Source organism: Pseudoalteromonas sp. GABNS16E (assembly GCF_028598715.1).
In the GTDB taxonomy this organism is placed as follows: domain Bacteria; phylum Pseudomonadota; class Gammaproteobacteria; order Enterobacterales; family Alteromonadaceae; genus Pseudoalteromonas; species Pseudoalteromonas atlantica.
The window spans coordinates 1-21,325 of sequence record NZ_JAQREZ010000062.1; the positions used below are offsets into that span (position 1 = coordinate 1).

Consider the following 21,325-nt stretch of genomic DNA (forward strand, 5'->3'; position numbering starts at 1 on the left):
ACCCCATGCCGAACTCAGTAGTGAAACGAAACAGCGCCGATGATAGTGTAGCATTTGCTATGTGAAAGTAGGACATTGCCAGGCTTCAAATAAGAGAAACCCGTTACAGCGATGTAACGGGTTTTTTTACGTCTGCAGAAAAGTGAAATACCTGCTTTACGTAATATCACAATTTCATCGTAGCGTGGGTGAGTATCACGAATTCCGCGGATTAAGCACCCCATGATGTTTCCACACTCATAGATGCAGTACCAAAATAATAACTCCCAGTTATTTACTAGTTTCTCATAAAATATAAATACCTTTATTAAATCCTATATTTAACCCTTTAACTGAAAAGGTACTAGCTTAGTTAGTTTATATCATTTTGTTGCACTTTCATTCTTGGCTTAATAAGTGACCTGTGTAAGACTAATGCGGTTATTTATTAAATCAGGTGACATGAATGTCGAATATAAAAGCTTGGAAACTTATGAGCCTGTTTTGTTTGTTTGCAGTGCTTATGGGTTGTCAATCTAAAGAAGAGCAACTACAACAAACAATTCAAGAGTCTATTAAAAAGGCAGATGTTGAGCTTGCACAGCTTGGTACTGCGCTTGATAATGGGACTATACGTAATGCTGTATTGCTTAAAGAATATGGCAAACTCCTTAAACAGCAACAGCCAGAACTTAGTCAGGTTGTTGATGTAATTACCCTTGATGCTACAAGGCAGGGTGCCCTTTACAGTGGTTTAACACAACGACTTAAAGATATTAAAGGCACTTATTTAATTCCTCCCTACGAAGATACGCTACACAGTATTGATTTACTACGTGAGGCGGCTAAGCCTACGCTGTTTTCTGATGCGTTAACTGACCCGATTAATATGCTAGCGGATATGTCTAAGGGCAGCCTTGCGCGCGTTGGTGCTATTAGTAAAGAAGCGGAGGGCGCAGGCGAAGGTAATCAATTGGTGGGCAACCCTAATTACGGTAACTGGCAAACTAATAGTAATGGTATTAGCTTTTGGCAGTGGTATGGCATGTACCGTATTTTAGGCGATGTATTTGACCGTGTTGAATACGGACGTTGGAGCAGCCGCCGTAAATATAGCTATTACAACGATTACGGCCGCTATCGTTACTCAAGCCCTAAACAAATTAAAACGCAAAGTGCTTTAGAAACGCGTACGCGTCAATCGTACCAACGCCAAGGCAAACAGTTTACTAGCCCTTATGCGAGCAAAAAAACGGGTGCCTCGGGTTTAAGCCGCAGTAGTTATACACCGCCTAAAAGCCGCAGTAGTTACTCGCGTTCGAGTAGTTATAGCAACAGCTCTGGATCGGTGCGCAATAGCGGTAGCAGAACCTCTCGTGGCGTGAGCCGTGGTAAGTAAAGAATAAGTTGGAGTTAGAAATATGTACGAATTTAATGGAATAACTACGTGGTCGCTACAAGCTTTGGCGATTGATTTTGCAATTATAGTGTTGTTATTTGTAAGCCTAAAATACATTAAGGGCTGGGTTTCAAACCTTCATGCAAATGACGAAATAACAGAGCGCGATAACTTTGCTTTTGGTATTAGCTTTGCGGCGGGCTTAGTTGCACTTGCCATTGTATTAACGGGTGTGAGTAGTGGTGCCTTTGCTGCGTCGTTACAGCAAGAAGCCCTGCAAATGCTAGGCTATGGTGTATTAGCCATTGTACTGATTAAATTAGGCCACTTTTTTCAAGACAAGGTCGCGCTTCGCAAAGTCAGCCTGCACGACGAAATTGTAAAAGGTAATGTAACGGCTTCTATTATCGATTTTGGTCATGTAGTGAGTGTGGCTATTGTGATTCGCTCTGCACTTTTATGGGTAGCAACAGAGGGTTGGCATGGGCTGCCTATCGTTATTGCTGCCTTTATTATTGGCAGTGTTGCACTACTGCTTGTAAGCCAATACCGCGTACAATTATTTAAGCGTACAAATAAAAGCGGTGATTGTTTACAACAAGCCATTATTGATGGCAATTTAGCTGTAGGTATACGCTACGCAGGTTTTTTAGTAGGAAGTGCCTTAGCTATTACTGCGGCATCAGGTATTGCACCGTATGCGGCCGATAACATTAATGCTAGCCTGCTTTATTGGGCTATTAGCGCGATTGTAAGTTTAGTGGCATTCATCATTTTGCATTTAATCACCATCAAAATAATTTTATCAGGTTGTGATATTTCAGATGAAGTTAACCGTCAGAAAAATGTAGGTGTAGGTGCTATTTCTGCTGCAGTGTCTTTTGCTGTGGGTATTACTATGGCAACCTTACTAGGCGCATAATCAGTGTCATCAACTACAGCTAGCCCAAGTAAATCACGTTTACTTGGGCACGATATTTTACTAATAACTGTTATGGCCGTACTCGCTGGGTGCGGCCTTATTTATGAATACTTACTTTCGCATTACGCAGGGCGGGTACTGGGCTCTGTAGAGAGTGCTATCTATGCCATGATTGGCACAATGATAGTTGCCATGGGCTTAGGCGCATTTTTAGCCCGTTGGTTTAAAGATGCCTTTACCGCCTTTGCTTGGCTTGAAAGTATTATTGCCCTAGTTGGCATGGGCTGTATTCTGGCAATAGCCAGTGTAATTGCTGTAAGTTATTCACTTCCTCATTTGTTTTCTAGTATTTTTAATTTACCTCCAGATGTTGTGCTCAATGGTTATGTATTTCAAAAGCTGCAAGAGTGGTCACGCTTTTTACCTTATGTGTTTGGTTTAGTACTGGGTTTATTTATTGGTATGGAAATACCGCTTATTGCACGTATTCGCCAACATGTGTACGGGCGTTTTTTAGAAAACAATGCAGGTACTATTTATGGTGCCGATTATATTGGCGCGGGTATTGGTGCGGCTATTTGGGTAAGCATTATGCTGGCGATGCCTATAATGCAAGCTGCAGCGTGGACAGCTCTTTTTAATATACTGGCAGGGCTCGCCTTTTTATGGCGCTACCATGCTCATGTGCGCTTTGCTAAGGCACTACTGATCTGCCATATAGTATTACTGGCACTGTTTGGTTTTATTTTAGTGATGGGTAGTAGCTGGATGAACAGCTTAAGTAATGTACTTTATAAAGATAAAGTTATTTACTCACAAGCAACTAAATACCAGCATGTAGTATTAACCGAGCGCTTAAGTAAAAACCAGCCAGCGCCTATTACCGACTTGTATTTGAATGGGCGTTTACAGTTCTCGAGTATTGATGAGCAAATATATCATTCAATGCTGGTGTATCCGGCAATGCTCGCATCAAACCGGCACGATAGCGTATTAATTATTGGTGGTGGCGACGGGCTTGCCCTTAGAGATGTTTTAAAGTGGCCAGTGAACGACGTAACGTTAATTGATTTAGATGCACAGCTGCTTAATTTATTTGGCCATAAAGACGGTGATTTTACAGCGCCTGAGTCTATAAGTAAGCGGTTATTAGCGCTAAATAAACAATCGATGTTAGACCCACGCGCCAATATTATTGTGGGAGATGCGTTTTTAGAGGTTGAAAGGCTCCTTGATCAAGGTAAGCAATTTGACACTATTTTAATTGACTTACCGGACCCTAATCACCCCGATTTAAACAAAATGTACAGCGACTATTTTTATAACCATGTACGTCAATTGTTAGCTCCCGATGGCGCAATGGCTGTGCAGTCTACCTCGCCTTATCATGCCAAAAAAGCATTTTTAAGTATTGCTAAAACGGTAAAAGCGGCGGGTTTTGATTATGTTGAGCAGTACCAGCAAAATATTCCTTCGTTTGGGCAATGGGGGTGGACAATAGCCACTAAAATGGGTCAACCAGCCAGTGGGCGAATTAAAAATATAAGCGCTATGCCGGTGCCATCAAGGTGGGTAAGTAAAGAATATTTATTAGCCAGCTTTGTATTTCCTAACCAGTATTTTGAACAAGTTAAAAGTATTGAGGTCAATAGGTTAGGTTCGGGTCAGCTATATGATTACTACCGTAATGCGTGGCAGATAGAAAGCGAATTGTATAAAAATTAATAAAACATGGTTGACATAATATGTCGCCCATGCGAATCTTAACTCAGACATAATATGTCAAACAGCAAAAAGGCAGAGACATGGAATTAAATGAACTTTCAATAAAATTAGCTTCTTTTGAAACAGAAGGCGCTAACTTTGAGTCTTTCTTGATTGCCAACCCTGGTGAGCAAGATGTTTTACAAGTCATAGTTGATGGAAACGATGAGCTTCCAATTTTTGTTACGCAAACACAAGAGCAGTTGTTATGTATTAGCTACTTGTTTGGCGAAGATGAAGTAAAAAGTGAATTACGCAACGAGTTAAACGAAACACTACTACGTTTAAACGTGCCAATTCCACTGAGTGCATTTGCTAAAATCGATAACAAATACGCGATTTTTGGTGCACTGTCGGTAAATTCATCATTAGATGATATTACCCACGAACTAGTGACACTAGCTGACAACGCTATTGACGCACTAGAAGCCGTGACCTTGTATTTAAACGATTAGTAACTAGTTAGTGGAGTTAAGATTATGAGTATATTAAAAAAATTATTTACAGCAGTACGTGGCGGCGCGCGTGAAGCGGGCGAAGCAATTGTAGATGCAAACGGCATTCGTATTTTTGAACAAGAAATAGCAGATGCGCAAAATGCACTTAATCGTGCTAAAAAGAGCCTTACAGAAGTAATGGCTAAAGAAATGCAAACTAAGCGTAAAATTAGCGCAGTTGATGCATCAATTGCTGAGCACGAAGCATATGCAGGCCAAGCACTGGAAAAAGGTAACGAAGCCTTAGCATTAGAAATTGCCGAAAAAATTGGCGACTTTGAAGCTGAAAAAGCGGAAAACGAGCAAGTATTAGCAGGTTTTAGCAATCATATTGTAGCGCTTAAACAACAAGTTAAAGACGCTGAGAAGTCGATTAAAGAAAACCAACGTCAGCTTACTATGGTTAAAACCACAGAAAGCGTACAGCAAGCAACAATGGCGGTTAACAGCACGCTTAATACCAATAGCTCGTCTATGACATCGGCTCGTCAGTCGCTGGAGCGTATTAAACAGCGCCAGCAAGATCGTAGTGACCAGTTAGGCGCTGCAAAAGAGCTTGAGTCAGATACAAATGGCGACGATTTAAAAGCAAAAATGGCTGAAGCCGGTATTGGCGATACAAGCCCAAAAAGTGCTGATATTTTAGCGCGCATTAAAGCCAAGCAAAACGGCTAATAGTTCGTACATTTATAATAAAAGGTAATTAAGCGTGGCTTAGTTACCTTTTTGCTTAAGGGATGCCTCATTATGTTTAATTTTTTCAAATCTAAAAAAGAGCCAGAACGTCAGCTTAACCATGCAAGTGAGCTTAAAAAATGTGACATGTTTAGCGTTATCGATTCATTTGCGTATCCGTCGTGGTTAAAAGGGCAAACGCTGCGTGTTATTGATATTCAAACCTATCAATATCAGCACAGTAGTGATACTGAGTTTGTGCTAGAGACGAACAGCGGACAGGTTGTATTTTTACAAATTGAGCAAGATGATGGCGAGCAGTGGGCTAATTTTTCAATCAAAATTCAGCGTGACGACGTAGAGCAAATATTTGGGCTAGACGAATTTGCACGTATTTTTGATGAAGAGTCGTTAACTCATATACAGGTGCAAAATACGCCAGAGCAGTTTATGCAGTTTTTAGCTAAAAGCTATCAGCAAAGTGAATCGCCTTATGTGTGCTATTTCCATAATAAAGATTTTCGTGGCCAGTCATTACCGCGCTATGAGCAAGAGGGTGGCGAACCTTGTGAAATGATTTGCTTAGCATCGCCAGACGAAGGGCATGGCTTAAATATTGAAATATGGGATGGCGGTGAGACCGAAGTGTCACTAACGCTAACACGCCCAATTACCGATATAGTCGACTTGTTTCCAGGAGATGCGAAGTGAGTGATGCTAAAGACAAGTGGTTACGTCAAGAGCAAGCCGTGCGTGCCACACAAATGGCATTTGATTTAAGCAGCGAAGTACAAAAGTCGATAAAAAAGCAGGCCATTGACCAAGAGCTTACGCCCTCAGATATGATCCGTAAAATTTTAGGCTTAGATGTAAAGTCTAAAAAAACACGTCAGCGCCTATCGTTTAATTTAAACGATGATGAAATAGCCCAACTTGCAACACGATTTAATGTCCAAAGTGATGATAAGCGAGCCGTAAAGCAACAAGTAGCAGAGTTATTAATTGCTCATACTAAAAACACTAAGTAGTTAATTTAGATTTATATGAATATTATTTTAATTGCTTACTTAATTATTTTTGCTTTATTTGGCACAGCTGCAAGTTACTTTGTGCGATTTATTTATGCGTACTGGGTAAAAAAAGAAATGCCAATGAAATACATTGTTAAAGCAGGAATTTGTGTGGTGCTGGTGGTGGTTATTTCAGCGTTAATACCTTTTATAGGTTAACGCTGAAATTGGCGTTTGCGCTATTTTATATCAAATGCCTGGCATTGCTGATTAATACACAGGGTTTGTACCTCAAGTACCGGTGAGCAATCGGTTAAACCTTGCGCTTTGTTTTGCGCTTTTTGTTGTTGTGTAATTTTTTGGGCAACTTCTTCGGCGTGCTCTTGAGAGGTATTAAGCGTTGAATACACAACATACTTACTTGGCCCACCACATGCTCGTGCTCCTACTTCGAGTACCTTACATTGAAAGCTTGCGGTGCAACTATTATCACTAACAATGTTATTAAGATCGTAGTTCAAGTCAGACAAATTCTGATTTTGCTCAGTACTTGATGATGTGCTTGCACAGCCGCTAAGTAATAGCATAGCGCTGGTGGCAACACTCACAATTGATAATTTAATTGCTGATGGTAAACAACTCATAACCTTGTCCTTAAAATACACTTACCGCTGAACCTTCAAGTTTAACACATTTATTTTCAACACACTGCGTGCTTGGCGAAGTTAAATGCTGGCACGTGCTCATCATTTCATTTTGTGTGTTGTAGGCTTTTTCAAGCGTTGTTATTTGCTTTGCAAGCGAACTGACTTGCCCCTCTTTAGCTGATTTTGTTGAGTAAACAACATAATCACTTGGTCCGCCGCAAGCTTTGCTTCCTACAGGCATAACCTTACATTGTGCAGAGGTATCGCACTGTGTATTGGCAATTAACGTATTAAGCTCGCTTTTTGCGGCTTTAATGTCGTTAAGTGACACTTCTTTTAAAGCGGTTTTTATGGGTTGTGATGCATCAGTAGGGGTTTTGTGCTTGTTTTCACTGCTGGTTTGTTGAGGTACTTCTTTATGCGGTACTTCTTTAAGCTCGTTCACCGAGTTAGTTGGTGCATCTTGCGATGTTGTTTCGAGGCATGCAGTTAAACAAAGTGGTAAAAGTAGGGCTAACAGTGGAGTACGCATAACAAACCTTGATAGTGATGAATTATTCATCACTATCATACACGGTGCATTTTTAACGGCAATAAAAACTATATTATCAAGTAATTAAAGCCGTTTTAGATTTATCTTTATAAACCGCCTTGGGTAAGTTTAGTGGGGTTAAGCAGTTTTTCTAATTCACTGCGTGGAAGGTCGGTTTCTTGCTCTGCGACATCAATTATTGGGCGGGCTTCTTTGTAGGCTTGCTTAGCTATTTTGGCTGCTTTTTCGTAACCGATCACCGGATTAAGTGCAGTCACTAAAATAGGATTTTTGGCCAGTGCTTTATCAATATTGGGCTGGTTTACTTTAAAACTCGCAATGGCTTTATCTGCCAATGCTTGGGCGCTATTAGCAAGTAACTCAATGCTTTGTAAAATATTGTGCGCAATAACAGGTAGCATTACGTTTAGCTCAAAATTACCGGCTTGGCCTGCCACGGTGATGGTTGCATCGTTACCTATAACTTGAGCGCTTACCATGGCTGCCGCTTCTGGGATCACCGGGTTTACTTTACCAGGCATAATCGATGAGCCTGGTTGCAGTGCTTCAAGCTCTATTTCGCCAAGCCCGGCAAGTGGGCCTGAGTTCATCCAGCGTAAGTCATTGGCTATTTTCATTTGTGCTACAGCGAGTACTTTTAACTGACCTGAGAGCGCTACAATGGCATCTTGCGAGCCAATATTATAAAAAAAGTTACTGCTTGGTTTAAAGCTTATACCTACATTTGCGCTTAAGTTTTTAGCAAACTTTGAGGCAAATTCGCCATCAGCATTAATACCCGTGCCAACAGCTGTCCCGCCTTGGGCAAGCTCACATACTCGCTCTAAGCTATGGCGAATGCCTGAGGCTGCATTATTTACTTGTGATTGCCACGCGCTTAGCGTTTGCTCAAACGTAACGGGCATGGCATCCATTAAATGCGTACGGCCAGTTTTAACTATTTTGCCAACGTCTGCCTTTTTTTCCTCTAAACTCTGCGATAGTTTTTCAAGAGAGGGCAGTAATTCATAAACCACGTTAATAGCACTACTTAGTGCAATGGCTGTAGGCACTACATCGTTAGAGCTTTGGCCCATATTTACATCATCGTTGGGGTGAACTGGCTCATTACCAATGCGGGTTGCAAGCGTAGCGATAACTTCATTAGCGTTCATGTTCGAGCTGGTGCCTGAGCCAGTTTGGAAAATATCAACCGGGAAGTGCTCGTAATGCTCGCCATCAATAATTTGTTGGCATGCTTGCTCAATAGCGTTGGCTTTACTTTTACTTAGGTGATTTAGCTCAAAGTTACTTTGTGCTGCTGCTTGCTTAATGTATGCAAGCGCTGTTACAAACTGTTTTGGCATAGTTAAGCCGCTAATAGCAAAGTTGTTAACTGCACGCTGGGTTTGCGCTTGGTATAGCGCATCACTAGGGACCTGTAATTCACCCATGCTGTCGGATTCGGTTCTAAAATTGCTCATAAGTCGCTCCTTAAAAAGGGTTAAATTCGTGACTGAGTACGCGAGCTTCGCGCTCAAGTTTTAAAAATTTTTCAGTATCGTTATGTGCATAGTAAAAGCGTTTTAATGCCAATAAGGGTTTATATAATTGCTCAAGGCACTGCTTACGAATGGCATTGTGTATTAGAGGGTCGCACATTTTATTGATAATTTCATGGTGAGTGCGTAATAAATATAATTCTTGTAGTAAGGGGCTACGCTGTTTTTCAAAGCTTTTAGCAACGTTTAAAGCGGTTTCTATGTAGTGAGCTACCACCATAGGCGCATGTAAGCCTGGGCGTAAGCAGTTACAAGCAAGTTCATGATGATAAGGCTGTAATGTCTGAAAGGGAGACATAAAAAAACCGATTTAAGTTAACGATAATAGTTATCATTACATTTAATCGGTTTCAGTGTAAACAGTTATTATAAAAATTATTTGCAGCGTTTAATTGAGTATCAATTATAGCCAAGAATGAATATTTGGTCTGTTTCATGTTTTTTTAGCGCCTGTTGATTTTGGTTACAGTGAGAAAGTAAGTCGATTACAGTGGCTCTACTATCACAGGTGCTGCTTGGTTTTTCGGTGCTTTTTTCTGTCACTGAGACCACAGCGTCTACAGCGGTGTAAGGGGGAGTATGCATAATTTTATCCTCGTATTTAATATCGGTAATACACCCTACTTAGGGTTGATTTAATTAAAGCATAATACATACCATCGCCTTATTTTTATTTTAGTGCCATGAATTAACTCACTTTTATAAATTATCTATAAAACTTTAATTGTTCAGTGCCATTTTTTTGCGTTAATGTTGTGCAATAAGTTTCAATATTGGTGCAGGTCATGATCAAACCTTTCTCACAAGCGTGTGAAAACAATAAGGGTCCTATTTTAGAAGTGCTTAAAACGGTTTTTAATAAGACAGAATCGGTACTCGAAATAGGCTCGGGTACGGGGCAGCATAGTGTGTTTTTTGCTGAGCAATTACCGCATTTACAGTGGTATACAAGTGATCGCCATATTAACCATGAGGGCATAAATTTATGGCTTAAGGAGGCAAATTTAACTAATTTACACGGCCCTCTTGAGCTTGATTTGAATTATGCATGGCCGGTAAATAACGTAGATGCTATTTACACAGCAAATACGTTTCATATTGTAAGTTGGCAGTTGGTTGAGCAATTTTTTAAAGGGGTTTCAACGCACTTAGTAAGCCAAGGTGTAGTGTGTATTTATGGCCCTTTAAAATACCAAGGGCAGTTTACAAGTGCAAGTAATGAAGAGTTCGATCGCTTTTTAACACAGCGTGACCCATTTAGCGGAATTCGTGATTTTGAGGCCATAGAGCAATTAGCAACACAAGCAGGCCTTACACTCATAAGTGATACAGCTATGCCAGCTAACAATCAGTTATTGGTTTTTAAACGGCAGTAAATCAGCGCACTGTGTTTTATAAATTGTCATATGTTGGCGTTCTCGCTTTAGGTAGTCGTTTATTGCTGCTCTAAAGTCGGGTTCAACAATATAGTGGCTGGAGTAGGTAAAAACAGGCTCAAACCCACGAGGTATTTTATGCTCACCTTGAGCGCCGGAGTGAAAGCAATGTAAGTTATGCTTAATCGCAAATTCAATCCCTTGGTAGTAACACAGCTCAAAATGAAGGGAGTCTATTTCTTCGCTGGCGCCCCAATAGCGGCCATACAAGGTGTTTTCACCTTGTAAGCTTAGCGTTGCTGCCACTATTTTGTTGTCTTTTTTGGCAAGCATAACAATTAGCTGATCGCCCATTAGTGCCTGTAATAAAGTAAAAAACTCAATATTTAAATACCCTAAATGCCCAGAACGTTTTAAATAAGTACGCTGATAAAACTCACAAAATAGCTGCATTGTTTCAGGGCTGAGGTGCGAGCCTTGCTGCCATTCAATGGTAATATTTTGCTGTGCTATTTTAGCTCGCTCTTTTTTTAGCGTTTTTCGTTTGCGTGCGGTGAGTGTATTTAAAAAATCGTCAAAGGTTTTAAAGCCTTTATTAAACCATTGAAACTGCACGCCTACGCGCTGCATTATATCGTCAGTACACAGGGCTTGAACTTGAACCTTTGGGCAAAAGTTAACATGCCAGCCAGACCAACCTTGCTCCACACTGGTTAAATTTAATTGCTTTTTTATGTACTCGTATACGCTTTGTGTATTCGTATGTGCAATGGCAATACGCTGGCCTTCAATGGGGCTAAAGGGCACACCGCTTAGCCATTTAGGGTAATAGGCTAATCCGTGTTGCTCGTAGGCTTCTGCCCATGCCCAATCAAAAACATACTCTCCGTAAGAGTGGCTTTTTAAATACCCAGGAGCGAGTGCGACTAGTTTATCAGCTTCATAAACAGCTAAGTGCTGAGGCTGCCAGCCTGTCTCTTTGTTCACACACTGGCTTTGCTCTAATGCATATAAAAATGCATGGCGGGTAAAAGGTTCATTACCGAATAAACGAGTCCATTCGTGTACGTCTATCTGGTTAATATCACTAAACCATTGGTGGGTAAAAGTGGCCATTACTGCTTACCTTGGGCTGCTTTATAGTGGGTGGTGGCGTTTTAAACTAAGTTAACACAAGTGCATTTATTTAGCGCATTATTGTATTAGGGCTCTTCAATTTCGGCATATTGGGCTAAGCACGCGGTTAGCTTAACCAGTTCTAGCGGTTTTGCAAGATGCTGATTAAAACCAACGGCTTGAGCGTGGGCTTTATCCTCAGGCATAACATCGGCGGTCAGCGCAATAATGGGCAGCTCTACCTCACTCTTAAATTGCCTAATTAGGGCGGTGGCTCTGTAACCATCCATTATTGGCATTTGGCAGTCCATTAAAATTAAGTCAAAGTGTTGCTCTTTTGCTATATCTACTGCCGCTTCGCCATTTTCGACAATATGGGCAACAATACCTAATGAGCCTAGCATGGCTTTAATTACCATTTGGTTTACCGGGTTATCTTCTGCTACTAGCACTTTTAAGGCCGCCAATTTAGTACCCGAGTATACAAGCTCGGCTTGCTCTTGTACTGGGCTGGTGCGAAGCTCAACGTCAAATTTAAACGTAGAGCCAACGTTTGGTTCGCTCTGTAATGTGACGTTACCGCCCATTAATTTACTGAGCTCTTTTACGACAGTTAAGCCCAAGCCTGTGCCACCGTATCGCCTTGATGTTGAGTCGTCTGCTTGGGTAAAGGCACTAAATAGCTTGGACTGCTGGGTAGGCTCTATGCCAATACCCGTATCTATAACGTTTACTGTTATTTTAACTTTGTCAGTACTGATAAACTCTCCGCCAAAGTCTACATTTACTTTGCCTTGCTCTGTAAATTTTATCGCGTTGCTGCAAAGGTTTAGCACTACTTGCTCAAAGCGTAAAGGGTCGCCTACATACCAAGTACCTACCGGAAGATGACTGCTAACCTGCCAGCCAATGCCTTTATTGGCTGCACTGGCTTCAAACATTGTGTTAATACGCTTTATAATTGCATGTAGGTCGAACGCTGTACTTTCTAGCTTGAGCTTATGTGATTCAATTTTTGAAATATCGAGTATGTCGTTAATCAGGTTTAGTAAGCTTTTAGATGAAGAGTTTATTTTGTCTAAGTAACCAATAAGAGTGTGTGCGTTATCTTCTTTGCGCGCTAGTGATGAAAAGCCAATAACAGCATTTAATGGTGTGCGTATTTCATGGCTCATATTAGCTAAAAATCGGCTTTTAGCCTGATTAGCTAAGTCAGATTGCTTTTTAGCTTGCGCAAGCGAATGGGTGCGCTCTGCGACTTTTCGGGTAAGGGCAATTTGTTGCTGATTAAAAAGCAGTAAAACAATTAAAATTAAGGCACATACCACCAATTGTAAGGCCATTAAAAACAGTGTTAATTGGTTATTATGGGGGGCAAGGTATTTCTCTTTTAAGGCTAAATGTGCATTCCATGTTTGCCCACCAAAGCTGAGCTTTAGTTTCATAACACGGCTGCCCTGAGCGATATTTAAACTTTTGCCGTAGTTACTATAAAAAGCGGGCTTATTTACATCTTCATAAAACGCAATAGAAAACATCTCTGATTGTTGCTCGTTAATCGCTTGCTCAATAATATTACGCACTAAAAACACACCTGTTGCGTACCCCTTTATAATAGCTTTTTGCTGTTGTTGTTCGTACACGGGGGCAAATAGCAGATAGGCAGGCTCAGGCTCAGCTGTTTGCACTAACTGAATAATTTTAGTGCTGACTGGCTGATACCTAATTGCAGGGTTTACTAGCGATGCTTTTCTGTCTGGGTTTGAATACACATTAAAACCAACCGCTTTTTGGTTGCCATTAAAAGGAGCAATGTATTTAACGATGACCATAGGATCGTCTGGTTCAAGGGGCTCCCCGACAATTTCAAAGTCTAGGTGGTATATATCGGCAACTTCTTGGGTAAACGAAGCTCGCTCACTTTGCGCTATTTTTTGATTCCACGAAAGCGCTTTAATAAACGAATGCTGCGTCAGTAACTCGCTGGCGTAGGCGTAAAAGTCTTGTTGGTTTAAATCAGGGTTAGATTGTACTTGGCTGGCTAAGCTTTGCACCGCTATTAAACTTTGGTTGATGTAGCGATATAAGCTATTTTCAATAATGTGAGCTTCTCGCTCGGCGACTTTAACGGTATTTTGTCTGTTTTCTTGGTTATAAAGCTGAGTAGTTACTGCAACAGATACAAATAAAATACTACATACCGCTAACGTAGGCAGCGGCGATATAGGCCTATTTTGCCCCTTAAACTGAGTAAGCACCAATAGCAGAGGAGTGGCAATAATTACGCCTAATGAGTCTCCTAGCCACCAAAATAACACATTTTGCCAATGATCTTTAATATCGTATGCGGAGTTAAATTGGCTCAGCGCAAACACCCCAAAATTTGCTGAAATTAAACTAACCGCAATGCCCACAACAAAAATAAAATAAATGATACTTGCGCGTTTTTTAAAATACAGCGGGTGTCCAAGCCAATATTTAAGTAAACCAGCCCCCACCATTGCCTGCAATACAATGCCAATAGCAATATACATGGCTTGGCTGAAGGTATTGCCAACTAACACCATATCGTGAGCTGTGCTGTCAAAAGTATTAAAGTTAAAAGCAAAGGCTGCTATAAAAAGCGCTGGAATGAAGCGCCACCACCACATATAGCATCCAACTAAGGCAATGCCTGCAGGTAACCATACCGGGATAATTTGAGTATTAAAGGCGAGTTTAGTGAGTGAAATACCAATTAAAAAGTACGCTAATGAAAAAATTATGTAAAAGATAACTGAATGATATTTTGAGTTAAAATTTTTCACATAGCTCCCTGACTTTTTAAAAGTACTTAATTTTAAATATCAGTATAGCGAACAGTATGTTATTTGCGGTATTTTTTAATATATGTTGTAAAAGGTGTACCTTGCGCAACCTGTAAACTGCTTATTTAGCAGTTAAGGTTGTTTGCTCAGCTGCTGTTTTTGCTGCTGTAAAATAGAGATTTGTTGCTCTACAGCGCTAATTAATGCGTTATAGCGGTTTTGAATCGCCGTAGTTTTAGTGGCTATCGCATCGGCTATTGATTCGGCGCCCATTCTATTAGCTTGATCTTGAGTAACATAGCTGGCTTGTTGTTTGGCGTCGGCTAAATCTTCTTTATAGTTTTTGATAGTAAGCTGGTGGCGTTTAATTTCACGATCAATTTTTTTAATCTCAATGTAGTTATCTACAGAGGCACCAGGCATTGCGGGTGAGTTTGCATTATTGCCGTACTTATCGGCAACTAGTGGCTGTTTTAGTTTAATAACTTCTGCATTGTCAGCACAGGGTGTTTGGCTAAATGTAGCGACTCCTTTAATTGTACATTTATAAACCGTAATGTCTTGGGCTGCGTTTGTACTTAAAGCCACAAGGCCTATTAAAGGTGCAATTAAACGAAACATAATTAAACTTACGTTAGTGGAGTTGTTATTAATAATGCCGTAACTACCCAGTGTATTCAATGTGTTTTGATTCACCTATTTTAATAAGAAATGGTGGAGAAGGGGGGATTAGCTTAATTACATCCATGTAATTAATTGCTTTGCAACGCCTACGGCGGCTTAAACAGTTCCAGACATTTTATCGAACCTTATCGAGGGCTCTCACCCTCCTTGGATACATTGGCTGTTAAATTTCAGGCACAAAAAAACCGCAACTAAGCGGTTTTTGATAAGAAATGGTGGAGAAGGAGGGATTAGCTTAATTACATCCATGTAATTAATTGCTTTGCAACGCCTGCGGCGGCTTAAAGTGTTCCAGACATTTTATCGAACCCTAGCGAGGACTCTCACCCTCCTTGGATACATGGGTTGTTAAATTTCAGGCACAAAAAAACCGCAACTAAGCGGTTTTTAATAAAAAATGGTGGAGAAGGAGGGATTCGAACCCTCGATAGAGCTACAAACTCTATACTCCCTTAGCAGGGGAGCTCCTTCGGCCACTCGGACACCTCTCCAACGCATAACAGATTGTATTAACGGTAGTTTATTCATACCATTAATTAAATAGTGGTGGAGAGATAGGGATTTGAACCCTAGATAGGCTACAAACCTATGCCGGTTTTCAAGACCGGTGCATTCGACCACTCTGCCATCTCTCCGTGACGCAGAATAATACTTAGGTGATACCGTCGTGTAAATAGCAAATAAACTGTTTGCTTAAAAAGTAGGCGTAATTACAGTTTTTTTTGTAAATAGAGGGAAATTAGAAGGATTTAAACTAAAAATTAAAGGGTGGCAGCAAACTAAGGGAGCTAAAGAAGCGCTTTCAATAGTGGTTAGTTGTTTACTGCCCCTGCTTAATAGTCATAACAAGGTTGATTATTTGTATTGCGCGGCGCTGTTTAATGCTAACTTTTTGCCCATACGGTTTAATTTAGCAAGCATTTTAGCTTTACGGTTAGTTGGTTTTACGCCAACGTGGGCTGCTGCATTTTGGTTTAGGGTGTTTATTGGGTTCATGTCTTTGCTCCAAGCTGTATGTGTTTAAATCGCGAGCATTTTGACTCTTTTTTGTTTAAAAATACAACAATATAAACTAAGGCTTGGCTATTAGTTATTTTTATCTGAATTTGCATTGTTTTGTTTTTAATTAAAACTACCAAGTGCCCATTTTGCATAGTTATTTAATCAGGGGAACTAGGTTCTGGTTTGTTTTGTAAGTGTTTTTTGTGTTTGTTAATGTTTTTAGTAAATTTTTACGCACTTTTATGATTAATTATTCAGATAAATTAATTTTAACTTAATTCTTATTTATGCTGGTGTGCTGGCTAATAGGAGATAAATTACTTGCAGTTGTTAATAATAGTTAAACCAAGCGTAAAAAGTGTGGTGTTAGATCACCTCGATTGGCTTAAAAAAACATGCCAGAAGAAAAATATTCTCTATATTACGGTTAAAACGACAGGTAATTTTGAGTACGACTTAGCAAACGTTAAATTGAATGCACAAAAAAGCCAAATAGCAGTGGCTATTGGAGGCGATGGCACGCTTAATTTGGCACTTAATGGCGTGATTAACAGTGCATGTAGTTTGGCAATATTACCTTGTGGTACGGGCAACGATTTTGCCCGTCGCTTTCATTGCACAGCTAAACAGTGGCAAAACGCTATTTTTAATGCCCCGACACACTTAATTGATGTAGGTAAAATTAATACTCGTTACTTTATTAATGTGGCTGGTGTTGGTTTTGATGCTCATGTAATTAAGCAGTTGGGTCATTTACAAAGCATGTCAGCTTGGCGCTATAAGTGGACGAGTTTTAAATCGCTCTTTACTTACAAAGCAAGCACACTAAATGGAGCATTTTTAAATAAGCAATGTAGCTATCAAAATTTAATAACTGTATTTGCGAACTCTCAGTATTTTGGTGGCGGCATTAAAATAGCACCTAGGGCTAAAATTGATGATGGACTGCTTGATTGCTACCAAATGCAAGCGGGTAGTCTTGTTGATCATTTATATAGCTTTATTAAATTAATTTTTAAGCGCCACCATACCTTAAAAAAGCTTACTTATAGCCAACTCAAACAGGCGCGTATTAATACTAAAAACTTATTAATTGAGGCCGATGGCGAGCTAGTAGGTGTTACGCCCGCGGTTATTGCTATTCATGAGCAAGCTATTAATTTTCATATACCAATAAAAAAGCGCCTACAGTAGGGTAGGCGCTTTTGTGTTAGTGCGTTAAAAACGCCTCTAACTGGGGACGGAGCCATTTTTAGCAACGCAGCGGCTTGCTAAAAAGGCGTTAATTCTTTTTGTGGGGGTAAGTACAATTGCATTACCCAGTAGTACTAAACTAAAGCCGACAAAGGTGTTTGCATGCCATTCAAAGCCTTCAAAAAAGCTGCTTAATGCAACGGCCACTAACGGAAACAGCACTATGGCGTAGCTAGCTTTTTCGGGGCCAATGTTTTTTAACAAGGCAAAATAGCAGCCAAACGCAATCACAGTACCAAAAACAGATAAATACAATAGCGACAACCAATAGCTGGTAGGGGCACTAAAACTAACCGTTATACCATTTATTAATACATAAACGGCTAAACCTATTGCGCTATATAACATGCCCCATGCGTTACCCTGCAGCACACCTATTTGACGATTAGAATTACGTACACTAATCATATTGCCCAATGAAGCCACAAAGGTACCCCCAAGGGCAAGTAGTAACCCGACCAACGCCCCATTACTCAAGTCGAATTGCTGTAAATGCGGCCAAAACAGACAAATAATACCCACCACGCCGATTAACGCGCCGCAGTAAATACGTTTGGCAATGGGCTTTGCAAAAAATAAACGGGTGTTGACTATGTTCATTATTAGCAACATTGAAAATGCAATAGAGGCCATTGCCGATGAGAGGTAGTTTTGTGCCCAATACAAAAGCAAATAATTTAAGCCAAAGTTAGAAATGGCCAATAAAGCAAAAAAGCCATGATCGACTAACGAAAATCGCATATTAGGCTTTTTGTAGGCCACAAATAGCCACATACATGCAGCTGCTATGGCAAAGCGATAAAACAAAGAAAGCTCCACAGCAATATCGCCTAGCTGAAACGAAATCGCGAGCCACGTAGAGCCCCAAATTAACACTGTTGTGAGATATAGCGCTGCGCTTTTCATGGCAAACCTCTAAAAAAACCGATTGAGTGGTTATTTTAGGGTCTATCTGTATACTTACCATATACAGAAAAGTATAAATGTAACCTATACAGATTTGAGGCGAGATATGCAGCCAGCTGCCAGTAAACAAAAAGCCGAGTTTTTATATCAACAAGTTATTGAGCTAATTAAAGACATGCAAGCACAAAAGGTGTTGCTACCTGGAGAAAAGCTTCCTTCGCTTCGTAAAATGGCTAGTAACTTAAATATTAGCATTCCGACGGTTAAGCAAGCGTATCAAGCGTTAGAAGATCAAGGGTTAGTAGAGGCACGTGAAAAATCGGGCTACTTTTTAACGGTGCTTAATACGGTTTACAGTTTGCCAAAGCGTGTAAAACTAAGCCGCGAGCCTGTCACTGTAAATAAACAAGCGTTAATAGAGCAGGTATACAGCGCTATTCATCAACCTAATGTAATTGCCTTTGGTATTGCCAATCCCGTTGCTGCCGCGCCTACCGATAAAGCTTTAGCCCGTACCATGCGCCGGGTTATGACAATTGCTGGGGCGAGTGTTATTAATTATGGCCCTATTGATGGTTTTGCTGCGCTTAAAAAGCAATTGGTGCATAGATACTTAGGCTTTGGTATTGGTGTAAATATAGATGAACTGGTGATCACCAATGGCGCGCAAGAGGCGCTGGCTATTGCACTTAAGTGCGTCACTAAGCCCGGCGATGTGGTTGCAATTGAAACCCCGTGTTATCACGGTATTATTGAACTAATAGAGAGCTTAGGATTAAAGGCGCTTGAAATTCCGCTCTGCCCCGACAATGGTATTTGGCTTAACGACCTAGCTCAAGCGCTTGAACAACATGATATAAAAGCATGCTTATTTTCGACCGCAATAAATAACCCGGTTGGCAGCTTTATGAGCGATGAAAGCCGTAAGCAAATGGTGGACTTAATAGAGTCACATAATGTTGTTCTTATAGAAGATGATGTGTACGGTGATCTGCACTTTACTGCCAAGCGTGGCACGCCCGCTTTAGCGTATTCAAAAAAGGGGCTTGTGATCAGTTGCGCCTCGTTTTCAAAAACGGCTGCACCAAGTTATCGAGTAGGTTGGTTAATAGCAGGCAAGTTTGCAGGTCAAGCGCGCCGGCATAAGCGTGCATTAAGTTGCTCTGCCTCACTTATAAATCAGTGGACGCTTTCTGAGTTTATAGCCAGTGGTGAGTATGACCGTAATTTAAAAGTACTTAGGCAGCGCTTACGTAATAACAAAGAGCGCATGCGGTGGTGCTTATTAAACGCGATGCCTAAAAATACACGTATTAGTGACCCTAAAGGTGGGTGTGTTATTTGGCTTGATTTAGGCCAAGGGGTAGACAGTCAAAAGTTATTTTTACTGGCGCTAGAAGCTGGTATTAGCATAACCCCCGGACTTATTTTTTCAGCAAGTAATAAGTATAAAAGCTGTATTAGGCTAAGTTACGGGGTGCAGTGGAGCGAAAAAATCGAGCAGGCTATTACCACGTTAGGAGCGCTGGCTCACACGCTAAAAGAATGAAAAAAGCAGCACCTAATATACAAGTGCTGCTAAAGGGATGTTAAATACGGTGCGGTGTATTAATTTTGTTTAATGGTAAATAACTCGTAGCCTTTTAGCTGGGGTAACTGCGCTACTAATTGCTCTTCTTGCTGTGCTATGTTGGCAAAGCTGTCGCATAAAGAGTTGGCACGCTTTTCAAGCGCACTGGCATGCAGCTCTACTTTTTCTTCTATTTGCGCGCCCATATTTTCCATGCGTTGCTCAAATGCATCCATATCTCCACCCGAACCAAGCAGCTCAGAGCCTAAAGCAACTAAAATACTGCCCATTGATTGCATAACGGCAGACTCAACCACGGTTTCTATTTGCTCCTCAAATTGGTGTTCAAAGTTTTCACCAAATTGATTAAAGCTTTGTTGGCCCATTACAAACGTACCTTGTTGATAAAAGGTGTTTTCTACTTCAAGTCTTATATCGTCCATCAGGCCAGATAAGTCATCAAGGCCATCAATATTAAATGCGTTGGCTACTTCCTCTAATGCTACACCGGCTATTTTCACTCCGTCTAGGGCAATATTAGCGACCTCAGGTAGCTGCGTACGTAAGTTGTCAGAATACTGAGTAAGCGCTTGGCGTTGCTCGCTGTTAATGGATACTTGTTCGCCATTTATAGTTAAGTTGCCATTGCTGTTAAAGCGCATGAATTGATTAGATGCGGTAAAAATTTCTAATTCGCTAGGTTTAATGCGTACATCGTTTTTAAACTCTACATTGCACTGCTCATTGCTAAACGAAATGCCCGCATTGTTATCGTTATGTGCCATTGCAGCGGGTGTACAAATTAAAGCGCTTACTAATAGTAAATTTTTCATGTTTATTCTCTAATAATTGTTGATGACAGCTAAGTATTAACAAGTTTGGTGCCATTATTTATTTTTATTTTAAAACAGTAGGTTATGAAATTTGTGTGTTTTTAATGATTTTTAATTTTGATAAATAAACTACTTTTTAGTCAAAAACACTAAAAATAAATATATGATAAATTTTATTTGTCGAAACGATAAAAAACTCTCACTTTCCACTTTCTTAATTTAGCGCTATTTATTCACAATATTGACATGAAGGCTATTTACGATAGTCACGTGGCTTTATTTTGGTGCTAATTTGTTCGTATTTTAGCGCTAAACATTTTTTTAATTTACCAAGTGCAGGAATAAACCTGAGTTGGTCTCAAACACTTTATGGAGTGGGTTGTGGGTAAGACATTTAGTTACGATGCGCTAGATGATGATTTTGTTGAAGACGAGTACGAAATGGTCGGGCGTAATCAGCATGACAAAAAAAAGCAAAAGGTGAAAAAGAAGTTGGAAGATTACCTTGAGCAAAAACGTTTGCGTAAAAACCTAGGTGAAGACGACTTAAACGATTACATAGACTAAATTGTGCTAGTTAAAATAATGCGCCTTTTTTATTAGGGTTTGAATGTGCGTTTACGCATGTTTAAAGGCTAAACATTGGCAATAAAGAGGCTTTATGCCTAATGCCGATCAGTTAAGAAATATTTTAATGATCAGTTGACCGATCTTCTATAGATGTAAGAATCCGATGAGCATTTGCCATCGGATTTTTTTATGAATATTAAAACAGCTTTAGACACCGCAT

At 40.3% G+C, this 21,325-nt stretch carries 23 protein-coding genes and 2 tRNA genes; 12 read left to right on the forward strand and 13 right to left on the reverse strand.

Translation table 11 applies throughout. From position 1 onward, the window contains the following. Positions 1 to 445 precede the first annotated feature (445 nt). The 8 genes from PSI06_RS18200 (at position 446) to PSI06_RS18235 (ending at position 6,465) form a co-directional block, all read left to right on the forward strand. Positions 446 to 1,378 carry a hypothetical protein gene (locus PSI06_RS18200; protein WP_004589136.1) on the forward strand — a complete coding sequence of 311 codons (933 nt, stop codon included), beginning with the start codon at positions 446 to 448 and terminating at the stop codon, positions 1,376 to 1,378. A gap of 22 nt (positions 1,379 to 1,400) precedes the next feature. Next, positions 1,401 to 2,300, forward strand: coding sequence for a DUF350 domain-containing protein (locus PSI06_RS18205; protein ID WP_004589137.1), 900 nt, complete (start codon positions 1,401 to 1,403; stop codon positions 2,298 to 2,300). A 3-nt stretch (positions 2,301 to 2,303) separates the two neighbouring features. Beyond that, the gene (locus PSI06_RS18210; protein ID WP_273604561.1) at positions 2,304 to 4,025 is read left to right on the forward strand and encodes a polyamine aminopropyltransferase; all 1,722 of its coding nucleotides are present in this window, start codon (positions 2,304 to 2,306) and stop codon (positions 4,023 to 4,025) included. A gap of 80 nt (positions 4,026 to 4,105) precedes the next feature. Then, positions 4,106 to 4,519: a YjfI family protein gene (locus PSI06_RS18215; RefSeq protein ID WP_004589139.1), complete on the forward strand. Its 414-nt coding sequence runs from the start codon at positions 4,106 to 4,108 to the stop codon at positions 4,517 to 4,519. 24 nt (positions 4,520 to 4,543) lie between these two features. Next, entirely contained in the window at positions 4,544 to 5,236 is a 693-nt protein-coding gene (locus PSI06_RS18220) for a PspA/IM30 family protein (RefSeq protein WP_004589140.1), read from the forward strand. 72 nt (positions 5,237 to 5,308) lie between these two features. Further along, complete coding sequence (locus tag PSI06_RS18225; protein ID WP_273604562.1) at positions 5,309 to 5,947, forward strand: DUF4178 domain-containing protein; 639 nt, start codon at positions 5,309 to 5,311, stop codon at positions 5,945 to 5,947. After that, positions 5,944 to 6,264, forward strand: coding sequence for a hypothetical protein (locus tag PSI06_RS18230; RefSeq protein WP_004589142.1), 321 nt, complete (start codon positions 5,944 to 5,946; stop codon positions 6,262 to 6,264). Before PSI06_RS18225 ends, PSI06_RS18230 begins: the two co-directional genes overlap by 4 nt. Positions 6,265 to 6,279: 15 nt before the next feature. After that, positions 6,280 to 6,465 (forward strand): hypothetical protein, encoded by a 186-nt coding sequence (locus tag PSI06_RS18235; RefSeq protein ID WP_004589143.1) that lies wholly within the window; start codon positions 6,280 to 6,282, stop codon positions 6,463 to 6,465. A 20-nt stretch (positions 6,466 to 6,485) separates the two neighbouring features. Here PSI06_RS18235 and PSI06_RS18240 read toward each other — a convergent pair whose 3' ends face one another. The 5 genes from PSI06_RS18240 to PSI06_RS18260 form a co-directional block, all read right to left on the reverse strand. Further along, positions 6,486 to 6,890, reverse strand: coding sequence for a hypothetical protein (locus tag PSI06_RS18240; RefSeq protein WP_029772226.1), 405 nt, complete (start codon positions 6,888 to 6,890; stop codon positions 6,486 to 6,488). 10 nt (positions 6,891 to 6,900) lie between these two features. Beyond that, positions 6,901 to 7,425 carry a hypothetical protein gene (locus tag PSI06_RS18245; protein WP_273604563.1) on the reverse strand — a complete coding sequence of 175 codons (525 nt, stop codon included), beginning with the start codon at positions 7,423 to 7,425 and terminating at the stop codon, positions 6,901 to 6,903. Positions 7,426 to 7,532: 107 nt separating this feature from the next. Further along, positions 7,533 to 8,909, reverse strand: coding sequence for a class II fumarate hydratase (locus PSI06_RS18250; RefSeq protein ID WP_273604564.1), 1,377 nt, complete (start codon positions 8,907 to 8,909; stop codon positions 7,533 to 7,535). Between the two features lie 10 nt (positions 8,910 to 8,919). Beyond that, positions 8,920 to 9,285 (reverse strand): hypothetical protein, encoded by a 366-nt coding sequence (locus PSI06_RS18255; RefSeq protein WP_273604565.1) that lies wholly within the window; start codon positions 9,283 to 9,285, stop codon positions 8,920 to 8,922. A gap of 101 nt (positions 9,286 to 9,386) precedes the next feature. After that, on the reverse strand, positions 9,387 to 9,572 hold the full coding sequence (locus tag PSI06_RS18260) for a hypothetical protein (RefSeq protein ID WP_004589148.1): 186 nt from the start codon (positions 9,570 to 9,572) through the stop codon (positions 9,387 to 9,389). Between the two features lie 200 nt (positions 9,573 to 9,772). On the opposite strand from PSI06_RS18260, the gene PSI06_RS18265 reads away from it, so the two are divergent. Further along, positions 9,773 to 10,363, forward strand: coding sequence for a DUF938 domain-containing protein (locus PSI06_RS18265; RefSeq protein WP_273604566.1), 591 nt, complete (start codon positions 9,773 to 9,775; stop codon positions 10,361 to 10,363). Here PSI06_RS18265 and PSI06_RS18270 read toward each other — a convergent pair. From PSI06_RS18270 to PSI06_RS18295, 6 genes are all read right to left on the reverse strand, one after another. Beyond that, positions 10,340 to 11,479 carry a GNAT family N-acetyltransferase gene (locus PSI06_RS18270; RefSeq protein ID WP_273604567.1) on the reverse strand — a complete coding sequence of 380 codons (1,140 nt, stop codon included), beginning with the start codon at positions 11,477 to 11,479 and terminating at the stop codon, positions 10,340 to 10,342. The genes PSI06_RS18265 and PSI06_RS18270 overlap by 24 nt on opposite strands. A gap of 86 nt (positions 11,480 to 11,565) precedes the next feature. Then, positions 11,566 to 14,286 (reverse strand): CHASE domain-containing protein, encoded by a 2,721-nt coding sequence (locus PSI06_RS18275; protein WP_273604568.1) that lies wholly within the window; start codon positions 14,284 to 14,286, stop codon positions 11,566 to 11,568. Positions 14,287 to 14,418: 132 nt separating this feature from the next. After that, a complete protein-coding gene (locus PSI06_RS18280) occupies positions 14,419 to 14,907 on the reverse strand; it encodes an RNA-binding protein (RefSeq protein WP_273604569.1) in 489 nt (162 codons plus the stop codon). Between the two features lie 461 nt (positions 14,908 to 15,368). Then, positions 15,369 to 15,461: transfer RNA gene (locus PSI06_RS18285), tRNA-Ser, on the reverse strand. Positions 15,462 to 15,514: 53 nt separating this feature from the next. Next, positions 15,515 to 15,605: transfer RNA gene (locus PSI06_RS18290), tRNA-Ser, on the reverse strand. Positions 15,606 to 15,825: 220 nt separating this feature from the next. Beyond that, positions 15,826 to 15,966, reverse strand: a complete 141-nt coding sequence (locus PSI06_RS18295) for a hypothetical protein (RefSeq protein WP_004589025.1) — start codon at positions 15,964 to 15,966, stop codon at positions 15,826 to 15,828. Positions 15,967 to 16,293: 327 nt separating this feature from the next. Here PSI06_RS18295 and PSI06_RS18300 point away from each other — a divergent pair, with 327 nt between their 5' ends. After that, a complete protein-coding gene (locus tag PSI06_RS18300; protein ID WP_248463259.1) occupies positions 16,294 to 17,166 on the forward strand; it encodes a diacylglycerol/lipid kinase family protein in 873 nt (290 codons plus the stop codon). Between the two features lie 36 nt (positions 17,167 to 17,202). On the opposite strand, the gene PSI06_RS18305 is transcribed toward PSI06_RS18300, so the two are convergent. Then, the gene (locus PSI06_RS18305) at positions 17,203 to 18,132 is read right to left on the reverse strand and encodes a DMT family transporter (protein ID WP_273604570.1); all 930 of its coding nucleotides are present in this window, start codon (positions 18,130 to 18,132) and stop codon (positions 17,203 to 17,205) included. 106 nt (positions 18,133 to 18,238) lie between these two features. On the opposite strand from PSI06_RS18305, the gene PSI06_RS18310 reads away from it, so the two are divergent. Then, positions 18,239 to 19,681 carry an aminotransferase-like domain-containing protein gene (locus tag PSI06_RS18310; RefSeq protein ID WP_273604571.1) on the forward strand — a complete coding sequence of 481 codons (1,443 nt, stop codon included), beginning with the start codon at positions 18,239 to 18,241 and terminating at the stop codon, positions 19,679 to 19,681. Positions 19,682 to 19,740: 59 nt separating this feature from the next. Here the strand turns inward: PSI06_RS18310 and PSI06_RS18315 are convergent, their stop codons facing one another. Continuing rightward, complete coding sequence (locus tag PSI06_RS18315) at positions 19,741 to 20,535, reverse strand: YggN family protein (RefSeq protein ID WP_004589021.1); 795 nt, start codon at positions 20,533 to 20,535, stop codon at positions 19,741 to 19,743. Positions 20,536 to 20,916: 381 nt separating this feature from the next. Between PSI06_RS18315 and PSI06_RS18320 the strand changes: the two genes are divergently transcribed. Further along, positions 20,917 to 21,102: a PA3496 family putative envelope integrity protein gene (locus PSI06_RS18320; protein ID WP_004589020.1), complete on the forward strand. Its 186-nt coding sequence runs from the start codon at positions 20,917 to 20,919 to the stop codon at positions 21,100 to 21,102. Positions 21,103 to 21,325 lie beyond the last annotated feature (223 nt).

Coding starts and splice junctions, on each gene's coding strand:
- PSI06_RS18200 (WP_004589136.1), top strand. CDS start 446: ATGTCGAATATAAAAGCTTGGAAACTTATGAGCCTGTTTTGTTTGTTT.
- PSI06_RS18205 (WP_004589137.1), top strand. CDS start 1,401: ATGTACGAATTTAATGGAATAACTACGTGGTCGCTACAAGCTTTGGCG.
- PSI06_RS18215 (WP_004589139.1), top strand. CDS start 4,106: ATGGAATTAAATGAACTTTCAATAAAATTAGCTTCTTTTGAAACAGAA.
- PSI06_RS18220 (WP_004589140.1), top strand. CDS start 4,544: ATGAGTATATTAAAAAAATTATTTACAGCAGTACGTGGCGGCGCGCGT.
- PSI06_RS18225 (WP_273604562.1), top strand. CDS start 5,309: ATGTTTAATTTTTTCAAATCTAAAAAAGAGCCAGAACGTCAGCTTAAC.
- PSI06_RS18235 (WP_004589143.1), top strand. CDS start 6,280: ATGAATATTATTTTAATTGCTTACTTAATTATTTTTGCTTTATTTGGC.
- PSI06_RS18240 (WP_029772226.1), bottom strand. CDS start 6,890: ATGAGTTGTTTACCATCAGCAATTAAATTATCAATTGTGAGTGTTGCC.
- PSI06_RS18245 (WP_273604563.1), bottom strand. CDS start 7,425: ATGCGTACTCCACTGTTAGCCCTACTTTTACCACTTTGTTTAACTGCA.
- PSI06_RS18250 (WP_273604564.1), bottom strand. CDS start 8,909: ATGAGCAATTTTAGAACCGAATCCGACAGCATGGGTGAATTACAGGTC.
- PSI06_RS18255 (WP_273604565.1), bottom strand. CDS start 9,285: ATGTCTCCCTTTCAGACATTACAGCCTTATCATCATGAACTTGCTTGT.
- PSI06_RS18260 (WP_004589148.1), bottom strand. CDS start 9,572: ATGCATACTCCCCCTTACACCGCTGTAGACGCTGTGGTCTCAGTGACA.
- PSI06_RS18265 (WP_273604566.1), top strand. CDS start 9,773: ATGATCAAACCTTTCTCACAAGCGTGTGAAAACAATAAGGGTCCTATT.
- PSI06_RS18270 (WP_273604567.1), bottom strand. CDS start 11,479: ATGGCCACTTTTACCCACCAATGGTTTAGTGATATTAACCAGATAGAC.
- PSI06_RS18280 (WP_273604569.1), bottom strand. CDS start 14,907: ATGTTTCGTTTAATTGCACCTTTAATAGGCCTTGTGGCTTTAAGTACA.
- PSI06_RS18295 (WP_004589025.1), bottom strand. CDS start 15,966: ATGAACCCAATAAACACCCTAAACCAAAATGCAGCAGCCCACGTTGGC.
- PSI06_RS18305 (WP_273604570.1), bottom strand. CDS start 18,132: ATGAAAAGCGCAGCGCTATATCTCACAACAGTGTTAATTTGGGGCTCT.
- PSI06_RS18310 (WP_273604571.1), top strand. CDS start 18,239: ATGCAGCCAGCTGCCAGTAAACAAAAAGCCGAGTTTTTATATCAACAA.
- PSI06_RS18315 (WP_004589021.1), bottom strand. CDS start 20,535: ATGAAAAATTTACTATTAGTAAGCGCTTTAATTTGTACACCCGCTGCA.